This window comes from Moritella sp. 28 (assembly GCF_018219435.1).
GTDB lineage: Bacteria > Pseudomonadota > Gammaproteobacteria > Enterobacterales > Moritellaceae > Moritella.
On sequence record NZ_CP056121.1, the window covers coordinates 528746 to 545378 of the forward strand.

Consider the following 16633-nt stretch of genomic DNA (forward strand, 5'->3'; position numbering starts at 1 on the left):
AAATTCAGGATACAAAAATTCAGATTGTTCGGAGTGGTCGTTCAGTTGGTTAGACTGTTTACCTAAAAAAGGCGGCCTGTCCCGCTGCCGAAGGCTTCGCGGGTTGTGTTTGTAGAAAACCGTCCGCTTTCTCTTTGCCAACAACAACGAAAGCCTGAATCGAAAACTTTTTGTTAGAAATAGAGGCTTTTTTTGTGCCTGAAATTCAGAGTACAAAAAAGCCCAAGTATTTTTCTATAATACTTGGGCTAAAACCATTCCTTAATACACGTTATCTTACGTGCGGATTGGTTCTTTTTTCGTGACCGATTGTTGATGTTGGTCCATGACCTGGGAAGAATACGGTTTCTTCTGGCAATGTCCATAATTGGCCTTTGATCGCGGTCATCAAGGTATTAAAGCAACCTTGTGGGAAATCAGTTCGACCGATAGAGCCATTGAATAATACATCACCAACAATTACTTGTTTTGTTGTTACGTGATTAAATACCACGTGCCCGGGTGTATGACCTGGGGTATGCAGAGCAGTTAATTCTTGATTACCAAATGCAATAATATCACCGTGCTCTAACCAACGTTGTGGTTCAAACGGTGGAACTTCTGGAAAGCCAAACATCTGACCTTGCATTGGTAGTTTGTCTAACCAAAATTTATCCGCAATATGTGGACCTTCAATAGATACCTTTAATGCTGCAGCAAGTGCTTCAGTGCCGCCAACGTGATCAATATGAGCATGTGTTAGAAAGATCTTCTCTACCTCTACACCATGTTGCTTTACTTGGCTAATAATCTTTTCAATGTCACCACCGGGATCAACAATAGCGGCTTTATTGGTTTCAGGGCAGATTAACAGACTGCAGTTTTGTTCAAAAGGTGTTACTGGAATGACTTTAACTTGCATTGCTTATCTCTCTTGGCTAGATAGTCGTATATATAGTTGCGCTAGTTTACCGATTTGTAGGACAAGAGTATACGGTCTAAATTGTTACGCTATTGTTACTTGATGATCTGTGTCAAAACAGATTTTATATTGATGGTTATCATAGCCATTCTTATTTCTATTCTATTAACGGAATTATTATGTATCCATTATTACTGAAAGTGCATTTGGCTTTACTGTTGATTAGCCTGCTAAGTTTTGCATTACGGACATTTTGGGCGATCAAAGGTTCTGAATATATTAACAATGTAATTTTATTTAAGATCCATAAAGTACTTAACCTTGTGCTTATTTTATCTGGTTTCGCGTTATGTGTGACTATCAATCAATACCCATTTGTTGACGCTTGGGTAACTGAAAAGTTTGTGCTGTTATTTGTTTACGTTGGATTTGCGATGTTAGCGTTTAAGCCTCAGATGAACTTAAAAGTACGTCAGGTCTGTATTGCAGTTACTATGGTATTTTTTGTGACTATTTTTTATATTGCGAAAACTAAAGTTGCGTTGTTTATATAAATACTAGTGTTATCGTGATCGACGACTCATACGGAGATATTGAATGACAAAATGGCACTCTAGAGTGCCATTTTTACTTAGTCATTTACGCGATTTATTTATAAGGAGACGTTGAGCTGATTTTTCGTTTTGCTTTTCTTCGTCAATAAATGATGACTTATTACACCTGCGAATAACATAAAGGCCAGTATCAATAAGGGTGTATTACCATAACGGTTAAAAGGGGTCATCCCTTGATAAGGCGTTACTTGTGCACGTAATACGGCTTTTTCGAATTGAGCTATACGGCCCACTTCTTGACCTTGTGCATCGTAAATAGCCGTGATACCTGTATTAGTACTGCGGATAACCGGACGCTGGAATTCAAATGCACGCATTCTCGCGATCTCTAAATGCTGAGCTGGACCTATCGAGGTACCAAACCAGGCATCGTTACTCACAGTTAAAATAAAGCCTGTATCAGGCGTTACAGTGTGTACTAGGGTCTGGTTAAAGGCTATTTCATAGCAAATTGCAGTGGCAATATGCACGTTACTTGCTGATAGATTTAACTGTTCTTCACCACCACGTTGAAATGATGACATAGGTAAATTAAATAAGGGCGCAATCGGTCTTAACAGATCTTCAAACGGTACGAATTCACCAATGGGTAATAATTTGTTTTTGTAATAACGGTCATTAACAGGGGAATGACCGTCATGCTGTTCAGGTTGACCGAGTACTATCACAGCATTGTAATACTCATCAATATTATCAACACGTTGGTAGTTAATGATACCAGTGATAAGGGTAGTATTCGTTTCGCGCATTAATTCTGATACATAATCCAAATAGCTTTTCACCTGGAATTCCAATGCTGGGATGGCAGATTCTGGCCAAATAATAATATCTGCATCGGTATTCTCTAAACTTAGTTTTAAGTATTCATTGAGAATATCAGCACGCTTTTCTGGTAGCCACTTCTCATCTTGATCGGTATTACCTTGCACTAGTGCGATTGATTTTACAGCTTCAGGTGTTGTCCATTGTCGGCCTTGTAAGGCCATTGCCGACAATACGATAAGGGATATAACGGCGGCAGGCATGATGAATTTACGTTCACGATAAACATAATACAAACTGGCGGTGATGAAGCAAACAGCGACCGTAATCCCTTCCACACCGAGAATTGGCGCGTAGTTAACCAACGGGGTATTCATCTGACTATAACCAATTTCTAACCAAGGGAAACCAGTCATCACCCAACCGCGTAACCAATCTGTGATTAGCCAGATTGCAGGAAAGGCAATAAAGTAGCGTACCGAGGCTGAATGTGTGCTAAATCGATTAACGAGATAAGCACAAAGCGCGGGGTAAATGGCAAGGTAAGCACACAATAGCAGAACCAATAACCATGCGACAGGTACAGGTAAACCACCAAAATCTAAGATACTCACTGAAATCCAGTGGAGACCAGCGACAAAGAATCCAAGCCCCCACAGAAAGCCATATCCAGCGGCGTGTTTTGCTGATTTATTGTCAATGATAAAGAGTAGGAAAAATAATGAAACGTATAAGCTAATGCTGTAATCAAACGGTGCAAAAGCAAAGACGCTAAGTGCGCCAGCGAGTGGCGCACCTATTTTATGAATCAGTGATTTGATAGGTTATTCCTTTGAGCAATTTACAGCGACAAGTGGAGTAACCTGCCACTGAGACGGTTAAGCTGATTCAGCTAAGCGATTCTGTTGTGCTTCAGGTACTTTCACTTGTAATTGGATGATACGACGGCGGTCAGCTGAAATGACTTTAAATTGGAAGTCGTCAACTGTGATGATCTCACCTTGCTCTGGTAAATGACCAAATGCATGGGCAATCATACCGCCAATTGTATCAACTTCATCATCGCTAAAGTCTGATGCGAAGTAGTCATTAAAGTCATCAACTGGTGTTAATGCTTGCACTGAGAATACGCTTTTATTAATACGGCGGATGTCTTCTTGTGCTGATTCATCTTCATCGAATTCGTCTTCAATTTCACCAACGATCTCTTCAAGAATATCCTCAATGGTAACAAGACCTGATACACCACCAAATTCATCAACCACTACGGCCATATGATAGCGTTCAGAACGAAACTCTTTAAGGAGTTTATCAACACGTTTACTTTCTGGTACAACAACTGCTGGGCGTAAAATAGAAGACAGCTCAAAGCTATCTGGCGCGCCACTAAACACAAATTTAAGCAGATCTTTGGCTAACAAGATCCCTTCGATATGATCTTTATCTTCATTGACGACAGGGAAGCGCGAGTGCGCAGAGTCAATCATGATAGGTAAAAACTCTTCTACTTTTTGGCTCTTATCGATAGTAATTATCTGTGAGCGTGGGATCATGATGTCGCGTACTTTTAGTCCTGAAACTTCGAGCACACCTTCAATCATATCCTTTGTGTCTTGATCGATCAGTTCGCGATTTTCTGCATCTTGAATAACTTCTACAAGCTCTTCTCTGTTTCTCGGCTCACCTTGGAATAATTGAGAAAATTTGTCAAAAAAACCTTTTTTTGATGAACCGTTTGTCGAGTGAGGTTTGTCGCCGTTCATAGTTTGTTGTACCTAAGTTATGTAACGTTAATGGTATTAATATTACTTTTCAGTAATATAGGGGTCTTCAAATTCTAGCTCTAGCATGATTTCGGTTTCTAGACCTTCCATCTCTTCTGCTTCTTCATCGATAATATGATCATAGCCGAGTAAATGTAAAGTACCATGAATAACCATGTGCGCCCAATGTGCGGTCAGGGGTTTTTGTTGCTCTTGTGCTTCGTGTTCAACAACTTGTTTGCAGATAATTAAATCACCAAGCAGGTCTAATTCAATGCCTTCAGGTACTTCGAATGGAAACGAAAGTACATTGGTTGGTTTGTCTTTGCCACGGTAATCGTTATTCAATTGTTGGCTTTCTTCGTTATCAACAATGCGAATCGTTACTTCAGCACTCTCTTGAAAACGTTTAATGACCGCATTGAGCCAAGTTGTTAATTGTGCCTCGGTTGGTAATTGCTTTTCATCTTCAGTCGCAATTTGTAAATCTAGCGTAGTATTCATTGGTCTTTATCCTTACGGGCAATGCTATTTTCAAAGTGTTCATAAGCATCGACAATTTTTGCAACAACAGGATGACGAACGACATCATTGGATATAAAAACATTAAAACTGATTTCTTTTACTGGCTCAAGTACATCCATAGCATGGCGTAAGCCTGATGTGATGTGTTTCGGTAAATCAACTTGTGTAATATCACCAGTAATCACCGCTTTGGAATTAAAACCAATACGGGTTAAAAACATTTTCATTTGTTCAATAGTAGTGTTCTGACTTTCATCTAAAATAATAAACGCATCATTTAATGTACGGCCACGCATGTATGCAAGTGGTGCAACTTCTATGACATTGCGCTCAATTAAACGTTCCACTTTTTCAAAGCCAAGCATCTCAAATAACGCATCATAGAGTGGGCGTAAATAAGGATCAACTTTTTGGCTTAAGTCACCGGGTAGAAAACCTAACTTTTCACCGGCTTCAACTGCAGGGCGTGTTAATAAAATACGACGGACTTCTTGTCGCTCTAAGGCATCGACAGCTGCCGCAACGGCTAAATAGGTTTTTCCTGTACCGGCAGGACCAATACCAAAGGTTATATCGTGGGTTAAAATATTGGCAATGTAATTGGCTTGATTGTCACCACGCGGCTTAATTAGGCCTCGTTTAGTTTTAATCACAGTGTTAAAACTAGCTACGGTTTGCTTAGGCTCTGGTTCGAGCAATCGAGATGCTTGTATCGCAAGATGAATTGTCTCTGGCTCAATGTCGATTACTTGGCCTTTAACAGGTTGCGTCTCAACATAAAGGTTACGAAGAATATCCATACAGCTGTGCGCATTAACCGGATTGCCGGTAATATGGAATTGATTGTTTTGATAAGTAATTTCAACTTCTAAACGACGTTCAAGTTGTTTTAGATTGTCATCAAATGGGCCACATAAATGAGCGACTCGCGCACCGTCTGCGGGTTCTAAAAATATATCGAGCGTTGTCGTATTTTTATTCAAAATCATCTCATTAGGCAGAGCCATTAAAGGTCATTAATGGCTCTTAGTCTATCTCTTATGGGTTGAACTTAGCAACACCTAGCTCATTAGGTTGATTGGTAGCTCGCGCCAAAATTTCGCTTGGTTTGACGGCACAACGTAGACCCATCTCATTTTCGCCACGGATGAATACACCGCGGATAGAGTTAGGGAATACATCCACAATGTCTACATCTACAAACGTACCGATTAGATCTGGCGAGCCTTCGAAGTTAACAACACGGTTGTTTTCGGTACGGCCAGTCAGTTCCATAATATTTTTCTTCGATGGACCTTCAACTAGAATACGCTGCGTTGTATTTACCATATTACGGCCAATTTTTTGTGACATTTGGCTAATACGTGTTTGTAAAATACTTAAACGTTGTTTTTTCTCTTCTAGCGAGACGTCATCTGGTAAATCTGCAGCAGGTGTTCCAGGACGCGCACTGTAGATGAAGCTGAAGCTAATATCGTATTCAATGTCTTCAATTAGTTTCATTGTATCTGCGAAATCTTGTTGGCTTTCACCTGGAAAACCGATAATGAAGTCTGAACTCATCACTAAACCAGGACGAGCTTTACGTAATTTTCGGATCAATGATTTATATTCTAACGCTGTGTGCGCACGTTTCATCAAGGTTAAGATACGATCTGAACCTGACTGTACCGGAAGGTGTAAGTGGGACACAACTTCAGGTGTATCTTTATATACTTCAATAATATCGCTTGTGAACTCAATAGGGTGACTGGTGGTATAACGGATACGATCGATACCATCAATAGCAGCGACATAACGTAATAAGTCTGCGAATGAGCACATGTCACCTTCATGCATATCACCACGGTAAGCATTAGCATTCTGACCAAGTAGGTTTACTTCACGTACTCCTTGCTCTGCTAGTTGCGCAATCTCATACAAGATATCATCAAGAGGACGGCTTACTTCTTCACCACGGGTATATGGTACAACGCAGAATGTACAGTATTTTGAACAGCCTTCCATGATAGACACGAATGCTGATACTCCTTCGGCACGCGGCTCTGGTAAACGATCAAACTTTTCGATTTCAGGGAAGCTGACATCAACAAGGCCTTTTTTACCGGCTTGTGCATGTGTGATCATTTCTGGTAAGCGGTGTAAAGTCTGCGGACCAAATACCAGATTTACAATGGGTGCACGTTTTTGAATCTCTGCACCTTCTTGTGATGCTACGCAGCCACCAACACCAATCACTAATTTCGGATTGCGTTTCTTTAGCTTTTTCCAGCGACCCAGTTGGTGAAATACTTTTTCTTGCGCTTTTTCTCTGATAGAACAGGTATTTAATAGAAGAACATCCGCTTCCTCTGGGTTATCAGTCAGTTCAAAACCATTCTCGGCATTTAACAAATCTGCCATTTTTGATGAATCGTATTCGTTCATCTGGCAGCCCCAGGTTTTAATGTGCAGTTTTTTACTCATTATCCACGTTGCTCTTTATTATTTGTTGCTATATTCGGGTTGTGTGAGAACACACAGAAGATCGCGTATTCTACTGCCTTAATAGTCTGTTGACTAGACGTTATCATCGCTTCTATGCATAAATTTACTGTAATTTTCGTAGTACAAAGCAATCATTTCGACGTAAAGCTTGGTAGAATTCTGATTCAGATAAGAATTTAGCCTTAAACGGTTCAGGAAGCACGATGCAGGAATTTGATGTAATTATTGTTGGTGGTGGAATGGTTGGTGCAAGTACCGCTAATCTACTCGCACCTTCGGGACTTAAAATTGCGGTAATTGAAGCGCAAGCGCCGCCCGCTTTTTCATTTGAGCAACCGATGGATCTGCGTGTATCGGCGATCAGTCTGGCCTCTCAGCAACTGCTTGTTGCGACAGGTGCTTGGTCCAATATCAGAGAAATGCGTCTTTGCCCTTATCGTCGTTTAGAAACGTGGGATCAAGGTGGCTGCGAAATCAAATTCCATGCTAACGATATTGGTTACGACAAGTTAGGTTACATCATTGAAAACCGGGTGATCCAATTAGGCTTACTCGAAGCAATGAAACGTCACAGTAATGTACAGTTGATGTGTCCTGAGAAAGTTGCCACACTTGAGCAAAACAGTGAATATGCTGAAATTACGTTAACCTCTGGCGCTAAACTACGTGCTAAGTTGGTGCTTGCCGCCGATGGTGCTAACTCAATTATTCGTCAGCAAAGTAATATAGGTATTAGCAGTTGGGATTATCGCCAAAACTGCATGTTAATTAATATTGATACTGAACAATCGCAGCAAGACGTTACTTGGCAGGAGTTTTCACCAACGGGACCAATGGCATTATTACCGTTACCCGGGCATAAAGCATCGTTGGTTTGGTATCATCAAACCGCGCACATCAACTATTTAAGTAAACTGTCTAATGCTGAACTTAAAGTGGAAGTACAACAACATTTTCCCGATCTGATTGGTGGATTTGAGATCACTAACCATGGTTCATTCCCCCTGACACGACGTCATGCCCAGCAATATTATAAAGGTCGAGTGGTGTTACTGGGTGATGCGGCACATACGATTAATCCATTGGCAGGACAGGGCGTTAATATCGGTTTTAAAGATGTGAATGTGTTATGTGAGTTAATTAGAAGCGCAGTGATAGAAGGTGAAGCTTGGGACTGTGAAGCCTTACTCGCACAATATCAACGTAGCAGAAAGCCTGATAATTTGTTAATGCAGACGAGTATGGATCTGTTTTATTCTGTATTTAGTAATAATTCTGCACCAGCGAAGATACTGCGTAACGTTGGACTTGCTGTTGCACAGCGCGCCGGACCCTTAAAGCGTCAGGCGCTACGTTATGCGATAGGGTTAAGTTAATTACATCGCCTTAGCTTAACTTAAATTCTTTCACTTTCGTGAGTAGTTCGGTCGAGTAGTTTAATAGTTCTTGGCTGATACTGCTTGCATGTGTTGCTACTAGCGTTGTTTCATCGGAGTGGACTGCGATAGTTTCAATGTTGTGTTGAATATTTGTGGTTAACTCTTGCTGTGTTATCGATGATTCGGCAACCGAATTATTCAACTGATTAATCTCCTGCATTTCTCGTGCAATTTCATTTAACATGTTCGCTAACTGCGATACTTTTATCGCGCCTTCTGCCGCGGTTACTTTGGCGGTATCCATCGCTGAAAATGAACTGTTTGATGTTTCAATCAATGAGCTAACAATAGTTTGTATTTCTTTGGTTGAATTATTGGTTTTAATGGCCAATGCGCGTACCTCTTCTGCAACTACAGCAAATCCTCGGCCACTTTCACCTGCTCGAGCGGCTTCGATGGCTGCGTTGAGCGCCAATAAATTCGTTTGCTCTGAAATGGAGTTGATCACACCTAATATTTTAGTCACATTGTGGGTCTGCTCGCCGAGCTGATGCATCTTATCGACAACGTGGTCGAGTTGTGTTGTCAGTGTACTGATTTCATCAATTGTTGCACTCGCTAATGCATTGCCCTTATCGGTTTGTAATGCTGCTTGTGTTGATGCTAGGGTGGTCATATTTGCTTTCGCTTTAATATCTTCAACTTGTGTTTGCATATTGATGATACTGGTGCTGATTGTCGCGGCTTCTTGTTTTTGTTGGTTGGCGGAATTGTAGGTTTGTGTTGATGCTGTACTTAGTTTTGTCGAAATGTCTTCTAATTTCTCTGCTGTATTAAGTACATGAGTAAGGCTGTAATGAAAATTACTCATCATGTAGTTAAAGGCGGTGACCATACGGCCTATTTCGTCATGATTTTTTACTTCAATTAATGTTGTCACATCTTGGGTGTCACTAGCTAATTCCATACTGTCAGTCAGGTCACTGATTGGTTTTAGGATGATGTTACGAATAATAAACAACGTCAGTAACAATCCCGCAAATAATACCACGGCTAAGATAGCGCTTGACCGTAAAATATTTTGTTGCACTTGCTGGTAAAAGTTATTTAAGGAGTATTCTAATCTAACCGCACCTAGTACATCACCTTCTTGCGCATTATGACAAGCTGTACAATCAGTACCGCGGTAATCTTTTGATGCGATAAGGGGCTTTGTTATCAATAAGGTTTCACCTTGGAGAGTGCTAATGACTTGGGTGATCTCTTCGCCTGCAAGTGCACGGCGGTCAAAATCGTCTTTGATTTGTTCGCTCCCTAGTCCTAGACCATAAAGTTGATTAACCTTATCGGCTCTGACTACGCGAATATCGGTAATGTTATCGTTCTCTAGCATTTTGTGACGTAAGGTTTCACGTTGCCCAATACTGCCAGTGAGCATCATGGTATTTAAACTGTCAAAATAAGTATCAGCTTGTTCATGCGCCTGTTGCTCTAAAATAGATAAAACCAGTGCTGTCTCTTGCTTGCTCTGTGATAATGCCGAGATCGCGAGTATCAGGATAAAAAGGGTACTTAACGCGAGGTTTATTTTTCTAGTTATAGATAAGTTTTGTAACATTGTTTTTTCCCATCAGAAACCAACCAAGGGAGATCAAACACTTAATGATAGCCATTGGTATTTTAATTCAACTGTAATAAGTAGGGTTAATCGTAACAAAATAATACTGGTACATATGTGATATCGACCAAAAGAGGTATTTTATTAGACTTAAATGTTAAAAATAAGTAAATTAAGTAGAATATAAGGGGATGAATAAGCGAGAGAGGAAATTAAGGTATTAAAGTTTGCATAGTGAATTACATGCGTATTTAAAATGCTGAAATTAGAAATTAGAAATTAGAAATTAGAAATTAGAAATTAGAAATTAGAAATTAGAAATTAGAAATTAGAAATTAGAAATTAGAAATTAGAAATTAGAAATTAGAAATTAGAAATTAGAAGAGGTATTAGTGGGGGAGTGATAGTTGGAAAGAAGTGGCAGGGATATGAGGATTTGAACCTCAGAATCCCGAGATCAAAACCCGGTGCCTTACCGCTTGGCGATATCCCTACAATTCTTTCTACAGCTGGGCTGTATTGTTTTATAAAACATGGTGCGGAAGGAGAGACTTGAACTCTCACACCTTGCGATACTAGAACCTAAATCTAGCGCGTCTACCAATTCCGCCACTTCCGCAATGTTTTATTTTAAAATAAGAATGGTGGCCATGACGGGACTTGAACCTGTGACCCCAGCATTATGAGTGCTGTGCTCTAACCAGCTGAGCTACATGGCCATTCTTACTTTTTTCATTTTGTCCGTATAAATACGTGCAAAATAAAGTGGCAGGGATATGAGGATTTGAACCTCAGAATCCCGAGATCAAAACCCGGTGCCTTACCGCTTGGCGATATCCCTACAATCTGTTTCATGACAATGTCATGTTAAAGCATGGTGCGGAAGGAGAGACTTGAACTCTCACACCTTGCGATACTAGAACCTAAATCTAGCGCGTCTACCAATTCCGCCACTTCCGCACAATATTCTTTATCTTTACAAGGTTGGTAGTATTGAATGGTTAGAGTTCAATAAACCTTATAAAGTTAACACTGACCTAAGTCTGTGTTGGTATATGGCAGGGATATGAGGATTTGAACCTCAGAATCCCGAGATCAAAACCCGGTGCCTTACCGCTTGGCGATATCCCTACAATCTGTTTCATGACAATGTCATGTTAAAGCATGGTGCGGAAGGAGAGACTTGAACTCTCACACCTTGCGATACTAGAACCTAAATCTAGCGCGTCTACCAATTCCGCCACTTCCGCACAATATTCTTTATATTTATAAACTTGGTAGTGTTAATCAAATTAATGAGAAACAGTGTTTATAAATTTAACAATCCGCTAAATAGCCAATCGTTTATATAATGGCAGGGATATGAGGATTTGAACCTCAGAATCCCGAGATCAAAACCCGGTGCCTTACCGCTTGGCGATATCCCTACAATTCGAATTAAGATGGTGGCCATGACGGGACTTGAACCTGTGACCCCAGCATTATGAGTGCTGTGCTCTAACCAGCTGAGCTACATGGCCATCTTAAATCTCATTCCGACTAGCAGTTAACTGTTTCGTTGGAACGGGGCGCATTATGCTAATTACAGCCAAGTTCGTCAACTATTTTTTAGTTAAAAAACGTTTTTAACTACGCCTGTTGAAATTCTGTACGAATCCTGTTGTCACTCTATGCTATTTGTAGCAAAACTGCAATTGTTGATGGTTTTAAGCTAGTAAAGTGAATCTTTAATTATTGAACGATGTTTCTGTATTTAGTTATTTCAATCAATGTGTGGCTGTGTGATGAAAATAAAGCTACTGAGATGAATAGAAATAAAAAAACGCTGGCAATTGCCAGCGTTTGGTTGTGCTACTTTAAGTATATTTTTAGATATAACTAAAGGTTTTTAGCTTAGGTAAAGTTATACGTTGAAACGGAAATGTACAACATCACCATCTTTAACGATGTAGTCTTTACCTTCTAGACGCCATTGACCTGCGGTCTTAGCGCCAGCTTCACCTTTGTTTTCGATGAAAGCAGCATAAGGTATTACTTCTGCACGGATGAAACCTTTTTCGAAGTCTGTATGGATTTTACCGGCTGCTTGTGGCGCTGTAGCGTTCACAGGGATAGTCCATGCACGTACTTCTTTAACACCCGCAGTGAAATAAGTCTGTAGCGTTAGTAGTTCGTAACCTGCACGAATTACACGGTTAAGACCTGGTTCTTCAATACCCATGTCTTCCATGAATTCTGCACGCTCTTCGTCTTCAAGTTCCGCAATGTCAGCTTCCATTGATGCACAGATAGCGACTACTACAGCATTTTCTGCTGCTGCCAGTGCTCGTACTGCATCTAAATGCGCGTTATCTTCAAAGCCATCTTCATCAACGTTAGCAATATACATAGTTGGTTTTAGCGTTAAGAAATTCATGTAGTCAATCGCTGCAACTTCTTCTTTAGTTAGTTCTAAAGAGCGGATCATTTCACCTTCAGCAAGGTGAGCGATGATCTTTTCAACAACTGGCACTTCAAATTTAGCGTCTTTATCGCCGCCTTTGGCTTTTTTCGCTAAACGTAGCAGTGCGCGTTCACAGCTGTCTAGATCGGCTAGTGCAAGTTCAGTGTTAATGATTTCGATGTCATCTAATGGTGAAATTTTGTTGTTCACGTGAATGATGTTTTCATTTTCAAAACAACGTACAACGTGACCAATTGCATCTGTTTCACGGATATTTGCTAGGAATTTGTTACCTAGACCTTCACCTTTTGATGCGCCAGCTACTAAGCCTGCGATATCAACAAATTCCATTGTAGTTGGTAATATACGCTCTGGGTTTACGATTGCAGATAGTGCATCTAAACGCTTATCTGGTACAGGCACAACACCCGTATTCGGCTCGATTGTGCAGAATGGGAAATTGGCAGCTTCGATACCAGCTTGTGTTAATGCATTAAATAGTGTTGATTTACCTACGTTTGGTAAGCCTACGATACCGCATTTAAAACCCATGATTTTTACCTTCTTTGCTATGTACTAAAATTGGTTCACACAGTTAAATTATTTACCTGTGTGTGTTGAATTATTTCTTTTTTTATTAATCATTGCGCTTTAAACGTATGTAAACGACTCATCGCTTTGGTCATGCCGTCTTTAGCTAAAATATCGATACAGCGTACTGCTTCATCAATCGCTGCATCCATTTGTTCTTGTTCTTTGGCTTGTGCTTTGCCAAGTACGTAACCGGTTACTTTGTCTTTATGGCCTGGGTGACCAATGCCAATACGTAAACGGTAGAATTCTTTGCTGTTCGCCATCTTGCTAATAATGTCTTTCAGACCATTATGGCCACCATGGCTACCGCCTTGCTTAAATTTAGCCACACCAGGTGGTAAATCGAGTTCATCATGAACAACTAAGATTTGTGTTACATCAATACGATAAAATTTAGCTAATGCTGAAACGGACTTACCACTTAGATTCATGAATGTGGTCGGGATTAATAGTCGCACATCTTGGCCGGCAATCGCTATTCTTGCTGTATAACCAAAATATTTAGCTTCTTCACGTAATTGCGTGTTGTGCCATTTTGCTAATTCGTTAATAAACCAAGCTCCGGCATTATGACGGGTGCGGCTGTATTCTTGTCCTGGATTAGCCAGGCCGACAATTAAACGAATGTCGTTGCTCATGGTATACCTATTATTACTGTAATGTGGCTTAATGCGTATTAGAGTCAGTCGACCCTTACTCATTGGATAAAAAACGCGCTATTTTACCTTGTGTCAGTGCAAAGCTCAACTGACGTGTCCATCAAGTTGAATGATAGTGCGCTTATGACTTAAAGTATTCGCTGCGTTAGATAGACAAAAAACCGAGCCTGGTAATACCAAACTCGGTTTTTATTGCATTGCCTAAATTAAATTATGGGTTAATTTAATTATTTAAACATTGCCGAAATAGATTCTTCGTTGCTAACGCGACGGATTGATTCAGCTAGCATAGGGCTAAGGCTCAATACGCGTACGTTTGGTAATGCAGCTACTTCTGGAGAAAGTGGAATTGAGTCTGTTACCACTATTTCATCAATGCAAGAATCACGTAGATTATCTACAGCGTTACCTGAGAATACTGGGTGAGTAGCGTAAGCAAATACACGTTTCGCGCCATTTTTCTTTAGGGCTGTTGCTGCTGCACATAATGTACCGCCAGTGTCGATCATGTCATCAACCAAGATACAATCACGGTCTTTCACATCACCAATAATGTGCATTACTTGTGCTACGTTTGCTTTTGGACGACGTTTGTCGATAATCGCAAGGTCAGCTTCATCAAGTAATTTAGCGTTAGCACGTGCTCGTACCACACCACCGATATCTGGAGATACGATAACTGGATTTTCAAGATTCTTTTCTTGCATGTCTTCTAATAATACTGGCGTACCAAATACATTATCAACAGGCACATCGAAGAAGCCTTGGATCTGTTCTGCGTGTAGATCAACCGTTAATACACGATCAACACCAACACTTGAAAGGAAATCGGCTACAACTTTTGCTGTAATTGGCACGCGAGAAGAACGTACACGACGATCTTGACGAGCATAACCAAAATAAGGAATAACAGCAGTAATACGACCCGCTGATGCACGACGCATCGCATCAACCATAACGATCAATTCCATTAGGTTGTCGTTCGTTGGTGCACAAGTAGATTGTAGGATGAAGATATCTCCACCACGTACATTTTCTTCAATTTCAACACTAATTTCACCATCGCTAAAGCGACCAACTTTGGCTTTGCCAAGTTGAATGAAAAGGCGGTCTGCAACTTTCTGTGCAAGTTCTGGTGTAGCGTTACCAGCAAAGAGCTTCATGTCGGGCACGGTGTAACCTCAGGTAATCGATGTATTTGGCTGGGATATAATTATACTCCTAGTCAGCGAACTGCCTAGTAGAGATCCCCAGCGTTAATCTCTTAAAACTTGGTAACAACTTAATAGCTAAGATTCTGGTATCGTATTTATTTTCTTGTGTTCATTATTATTGCGCCGTATTTTTCAATCATGCAATAGTCGCGTTTTCTAAATCACGTAATAGCGGTGATTTATTTAAGCTCTTCGCGATATAAATTTGCATGCTTTTAGGCGCTTTCGCTAATACTGTTAATGCATCAGACTTAGTTTTAAACTCAGAAAAAACACAACAACCGGAGCCTGTCAGTCGAGATGGCGCATATTTTAGCAACCACTCCAATGCTTTTGCAACCTCAGGATGACGTTTTTTCACAGTTGGTTCAAAGTCATTTCGCCATTCGTCTTGTAATAACTGATGCAGCGGGCGTTTTGGCGTATCACGTATTAATTCTGGATCAGCAAATAATTTTGCCGTATTGACCTGAGTGTCAGGTACGACAATAAGATAATAGTTCTCATCCACCTCAATAGAGGTAAGTTGCTCACCTATTCCTTCAGCAAATGCGGCATGACCACGGACAAACACTGGTACATCCGCACCGAGCTTAACGCCAATTTCGGCTAATTGATCCTCATCGAGGTGTAACAGCCAAAGTTGATTTAATGCAACTAAGGTGGTTGCAGCATCTGAAGAACCGCCACCAAGGCCCCCGCCCATTGGTAGGTTTTTGGTTAGTTGAATATCAGCACCCAATGGCAGCACTGAGTGCGCTTTAAGCGCCATAGCGGCTTGATAGATGATATTGTCGGTAACAGGAATACTTGGGATCTCAGGCGTAATCGTGATGCTATCAGTGAGGTTTGGGGTAATAGTTAGCTCATCCCCGATATCAACAAATTGAAATAAAGTTTGTAATTCATGATAACCATCGGGGCGACGGCCATTAATATATAGGAATAGATTCAGTTTTGCGGGTGCTGACCAATGGCTAGTATTTTGTTGCATTTAAATTCCAGTTTCGAGTCGTAATTTTTATACGTATGTCATCTTTTTTGATAACGATATTTTTAGGTAACCAAATATTATCGATTAATTGATAGTGAGTATAACTGATGTGCCAACCGAGTGGATGGTTAGCTTGGGTTACACGACCATAATTATCGAGTTGAACATCGTCAGTTAATGGGTCTCCAATGATCCAAGCACGTAATTCATTCACGGGAATTGGGATTGGACTGAGTCGGTTGACCAGTGTTTGAGTGTTGCGGCCTTGGTATTGACTGTCATCATTTAAAATCAGCGTGGAGATATTATCACTGCGCTTAATCGTAAGTACATGAATACCAAATGGCCCCGTTAGATTAATCTTGAAATCATGGTCATATTGTTGCCAGTTTAAGGTAGCTGAATTACGTGAATCAGGACTAATAAAAGCAATTTGTCCTTGCAGTTGCCAAGTCCGAATACTTTGTAATTGAACTTGGTGTTGCTGCCATAATTGTTGTGGGTTACCCACCGGGGGTTGTATCCGTGTTGTACTACTACAGGCACTGAGTAATATACTAATAATAAAAATGTAAATAGAACGCTGAAATGTCATAAGATACTCAAAAAAATAAAGTAATGATGATAAAGAGCAAGCATGGGGTTATAAAAACAGATATGCTTGGTTTTGTCACTTTAAA

General features: G+C 40.4%; 14 protein-coding genes and 9 tRNA genes. 2 read left to right on the forward strand and 21 right to left on the reverse strand.

The window, feature by feature from the left end; genetic code table 11:
• Positions 1–271: 271 nt before the first annotated feature.
• The gene (locus HWV02_RS02445; RefSeq protein WP_211678318.1) at positions 272–901 is read right to left on the reverse strand and encodes an MBL fold metallo-hydrolase; all 630 of its coding nucleotides are present in this window, start codon (positions 899–901) and stop codon (positions 272–274) included.
• A 179-nt stretch (positions 902–1080) separates the two neighbouring features.
• Between HWV02_RS02445 and HWV02_RS02450 the strand changes: the two genes are divergently transcribed.
• The gene (locus HWV02_RS02450) at positions 1081–1455 is read left to right on the forward strand and encodes a SirB2 family protein (protein WP_255547021.1); all 375 of its coding nucleotides are present in this window, start codon (positions 1081–1083) and stop codon (positions 1453–1455) included.
• A 98-nt stretch (positions 1456–1553) separates the two neighbouring features.
• Here HWV02_RS02450 and lnt read toward each other — a convergent pair whose 3' ends face one another.
• The 5 genes from lnt to miaB are packed head-to-tail and all read right to left on the reverse strand — an operon-like array spanning position 1554 to position 7031.
• Entirely contained in the window at positions 1554–3098 is a 1545-nt protein-coding gene (gene lnt, locus HWV02_RS02455) for an apolipoprotein N-acyltransferase (RefSeq protein ID WP_370629426.1), read from the reverse strand.
• 57 nt (positions 3099–3155) lie between these two features.
• Positions 3156–4040 (reverse strand): CNNM family magnesium/cobalt transport protein CorC, encoded by an 885-nt coding sequence (corC, locus tag HWV02_RS02460; protein ID WP_211673939.1) that lies wholly within the window; start codon positions 4038–4040, stop codon positions 3156–3158.
• A gap of 42 nt (positions 4041–4082) precedes the next feature.
• Complete coding sequence (ybeY, locus tag HWV02_RS02465; protein WP_211673940.1) at positions 4083–4544, reverse strand: rRNA maturation RNase YbeY; 462 nt, start codon at positions 4542–4544, stop codon at positions 4083–4085.
• A complete protein-coding gene (locus HWV02_RS02470) occupies positions 4541–5572 on the reverse strand; it encodes a PhoH family protein (protein ID WP_255550584.1) in 1032 nt (343 codons plus the stop codon). The genes ybeY and HWV02_RS02470 overlap by 4 nt, the downstream gene beginning before the upstream one ends.
• Before the next feature lie 31 nt (positions 5573–5603).
• The gene (miaB, locus tag HWV02_RS02475; protein WP_211689616.1) at positions 5604–7031 is read right to left on the reverse strand and encodes a tRNA (N6-isopentenyl adenosine(37)-C2)-methylthiotransferase MiaB; all 1428 of its coding nucleotides are present in this window, start codon (positions 7029–7031) and stop codon (positions 5604–5606) included.
• Positions 7032–7255: 224 nt separating this feature from the next.
• Here miaB and HWV02_RS02480 point away from each other — a divergent pair, with 224 nt between their 5' ends.
• Positions 7256–8428, forward strand: coding sequence for an FAD-dependent oxidoreductase (locus HWV02_RS02480; RefSeq protein WP_211678321.1), 1173 nt, complete (start codon positions 7256–7258; stop codon positions 8426–8428).
• A 10-nt stretch (positions 8429–8438) separates the two neighbouring features.
• Here the strand turns inward: HWV02_RS02480 and HWV02_RS02485 are convergent, their stop codons facing one another.
• The 15 genes from HWV02_RS02485 to lolB all read right to left on the reverse strand — a co-directional run bounded on the left by HWV02_RS02485 (position 8439) and on the right by lolB (position 16464).
• On the reverse strand, positions 8439–10049 hold the full coding sequence (locus HWV02_RS02485) for a methyl-accepting chemotaxis protein (protein ID WP_211678322.1): 1611 nt from the start codon (positions 10047–10049) through the stop codon (positions 8439–8441).
• 418 nt (positions 10050–10467) lie between these two features.
• Positions 10468–10542 (reverse strand) — tRNA-Gln (locus tag HWV02_RS02490).
• A gap of 41 nt (positions 10543–10583) precedes the next feature.
• Positions 10584–10668: transfer RNA gene (locus tag HWV02_RS02495), tRNA-Leu, on the reverse strand.
• Positions 10669–10691: 23 nt separating this feature from the next.
• Positions 10692–10768: transfer RNA gene (locus HWV02_RS02500), tRNA-Met, on the reverse strand.
• A gap of 47 nt (positions 10769–10815) precedes the next feature.
• Positions 10816–10890: transfer RNA gene (locus tag HWV02_RS02505), tRNA-Gln, on the reverse strand.
• A gap of 34 nt (positions 10891–10924) precedes the next feature.
• Positions 10925–11009: transfer RNA gene (locus HWV02_RS02510), tRNA-Leu, on the reverse strand.
• Positions 11010–11105: 96 nt separating this feature from the next.
• Positions 11106–11180: transfer RNA gene (locus tag HWV02_RS02515), tRNA-Gln, on the reverse strand.
• A gap of 34 nt (positions 11181–11214) precedes the next feature.
• Positions 11215–11299: transfer RNA gene (locus tag HWV02_RS02520), tRNA-Leu, on the reverse strand.
• A gap of 102 nt (positions 11300–11401) precedes the next feature.
• Positions 11402–11476 (reverse strand) — tRNA-Gln (locus HWV02_RS02525).
• A 16-nt stretch (positions 11477–11492) separates the two neighbouring features.
• Positions 11493–11569, reverse strand: a tRNA-Met gene (locus HWV02_RS02530).
• Between the two features lie 383 nt (positions 11570–11952).
• Positions 11953–13044: a redox-regulated ATPase YchF gene (gene ychF, locus HWV02_RS02535; RefSeq protein WP_211678323.1), complete on the reverse strand. Its 1092-nt coding sequence runs from the start codon at positions 13042–13044 to the stop codon at positions 11953–11955.
• An 89-nt stretch (positions 13045–13133) separates the two neighbouring features.
• A complete protein-coding gene (gene pth / locus HWV02_RS02540) occupies positions 13134–13724 on the reverse strand; it encodes an aminoacyl-tRNA hydrolase (protein WP_067045405.1) in 591 nt (196 codons plus the stop codon).
• Positions 13725–13972: 248 nt separating this feature from the next.
• Positions 13973–14917, reverse strand: coding sequence for a ribose-phosphate pyrophosphokinase (locus HWV02_RS02545; RefSeq protein WP_211689618.1), 945 nt, complete (start codon positions 14915–14917; stop codon positions 13973–13975).
• Between the two features lie 178 nt (positions 14918–15095).
• Positions 15096–15953, reverse strand: a complete 858-nt coding sequence (ispE, locus tag HWV02_RS02550; protein ID WP_211689620.1) for a 4-(cytidine 5'-diphospho)-2-C-methyl-D-erythritol kinase — start codon at positions 15951–15953, stop codon at positions 15096–15098.
• Positions 15937–16464 (reverse strand): lipoprotein insertase outer membrane protein LolB, encoded by a 528-nt coding sequence (gene lolB, locus HWV02_RS02555; RefSeq protein WP_255547022.1) that lies wholly within the window; start codon positions 16462–16464, stop codon positions 15937–15939. The genes ispE and lolB overlap by 17 nt, the downstream gene beginning before the upstream one ends.
• Positions 16465–16633: the final 169 nt, after the last annotated feature.

Bases quoted from the DNA above. Each gene is read 5' to 3' on its own strand.
- HWV02_RS02480 (WP_211678321.1), top strand. From the start codon at position 7,256: ATGCAGGAATTTGATGTAATTATTGTTGGTGGTGGAATGGTTGGTGCA.
- ychF (WP_211678323.1), bottom strand. From the start codon at position 13,044: ATGGGTTTTAAATGCGGTATCGTAGGCTTACCAAACGTAGGTAAATCA.
- ispE (WP_211689620.1), bottom strand. From the start codon at position 15,953: ATGCAACAAAATACTAGCCATTGGTCAGCACCCGCAAAACTGAATCTA.
- HWV02_RS02470 (WP_255550584.1), bottom strand. From the start codon at position 5,572: ATGGCTCTGCCTAATGAGATGATTTTGAATAAAAATACGACAACGCTC.
- HWV02_RS02450 (WP_255547021.1), top strand. From the start codon at position 1,081: ATGTATCCATTATTACTGAAAGTGCATTTGGCTTTACTGTTGATTAGC.
- miaB (WP_211689616.1), bottom strand. From the start codon at position 7,031: ATGAGTAAAAAACTGCACATTAAAACCTGGGGCTGCCAGATGAACGAA.
- HWV02_RS02445 (WP_211678318.1), bottom strand. From the start codon at position 901: ATGCAAGTTAAAGTCATTCCAGTAACACCTTTTGAACAAAACTGCAGT.
- corC (WP_211673939.1), bottom strand. From the start codon at position 4,040: ATGAACGGCGACAAACCTCACTCGACAAACGGTTCATCAAAAAAAGGT.
- HWV02_RS02485 (WP_211678322.1), bottom strand. From the start codon at position 10,049: ATGTTACAAAACTTATCTATAACTAGAAAAATAAACCTCGCGTTAAGT.
- pth (WP_067045405.1), bottom strand. From the start codon at position 13,724: ATGAGCAACGACATTCGTTTAATTGTCGGCCTGGCTAATCCAGGACAA.
- ybeY (WP_211673940.1), bottom strand. From the start codon at position 4,544: ATGAATACTACGCTAGATTTACAAATTGCGACTGAAGATGAAAAGCAA.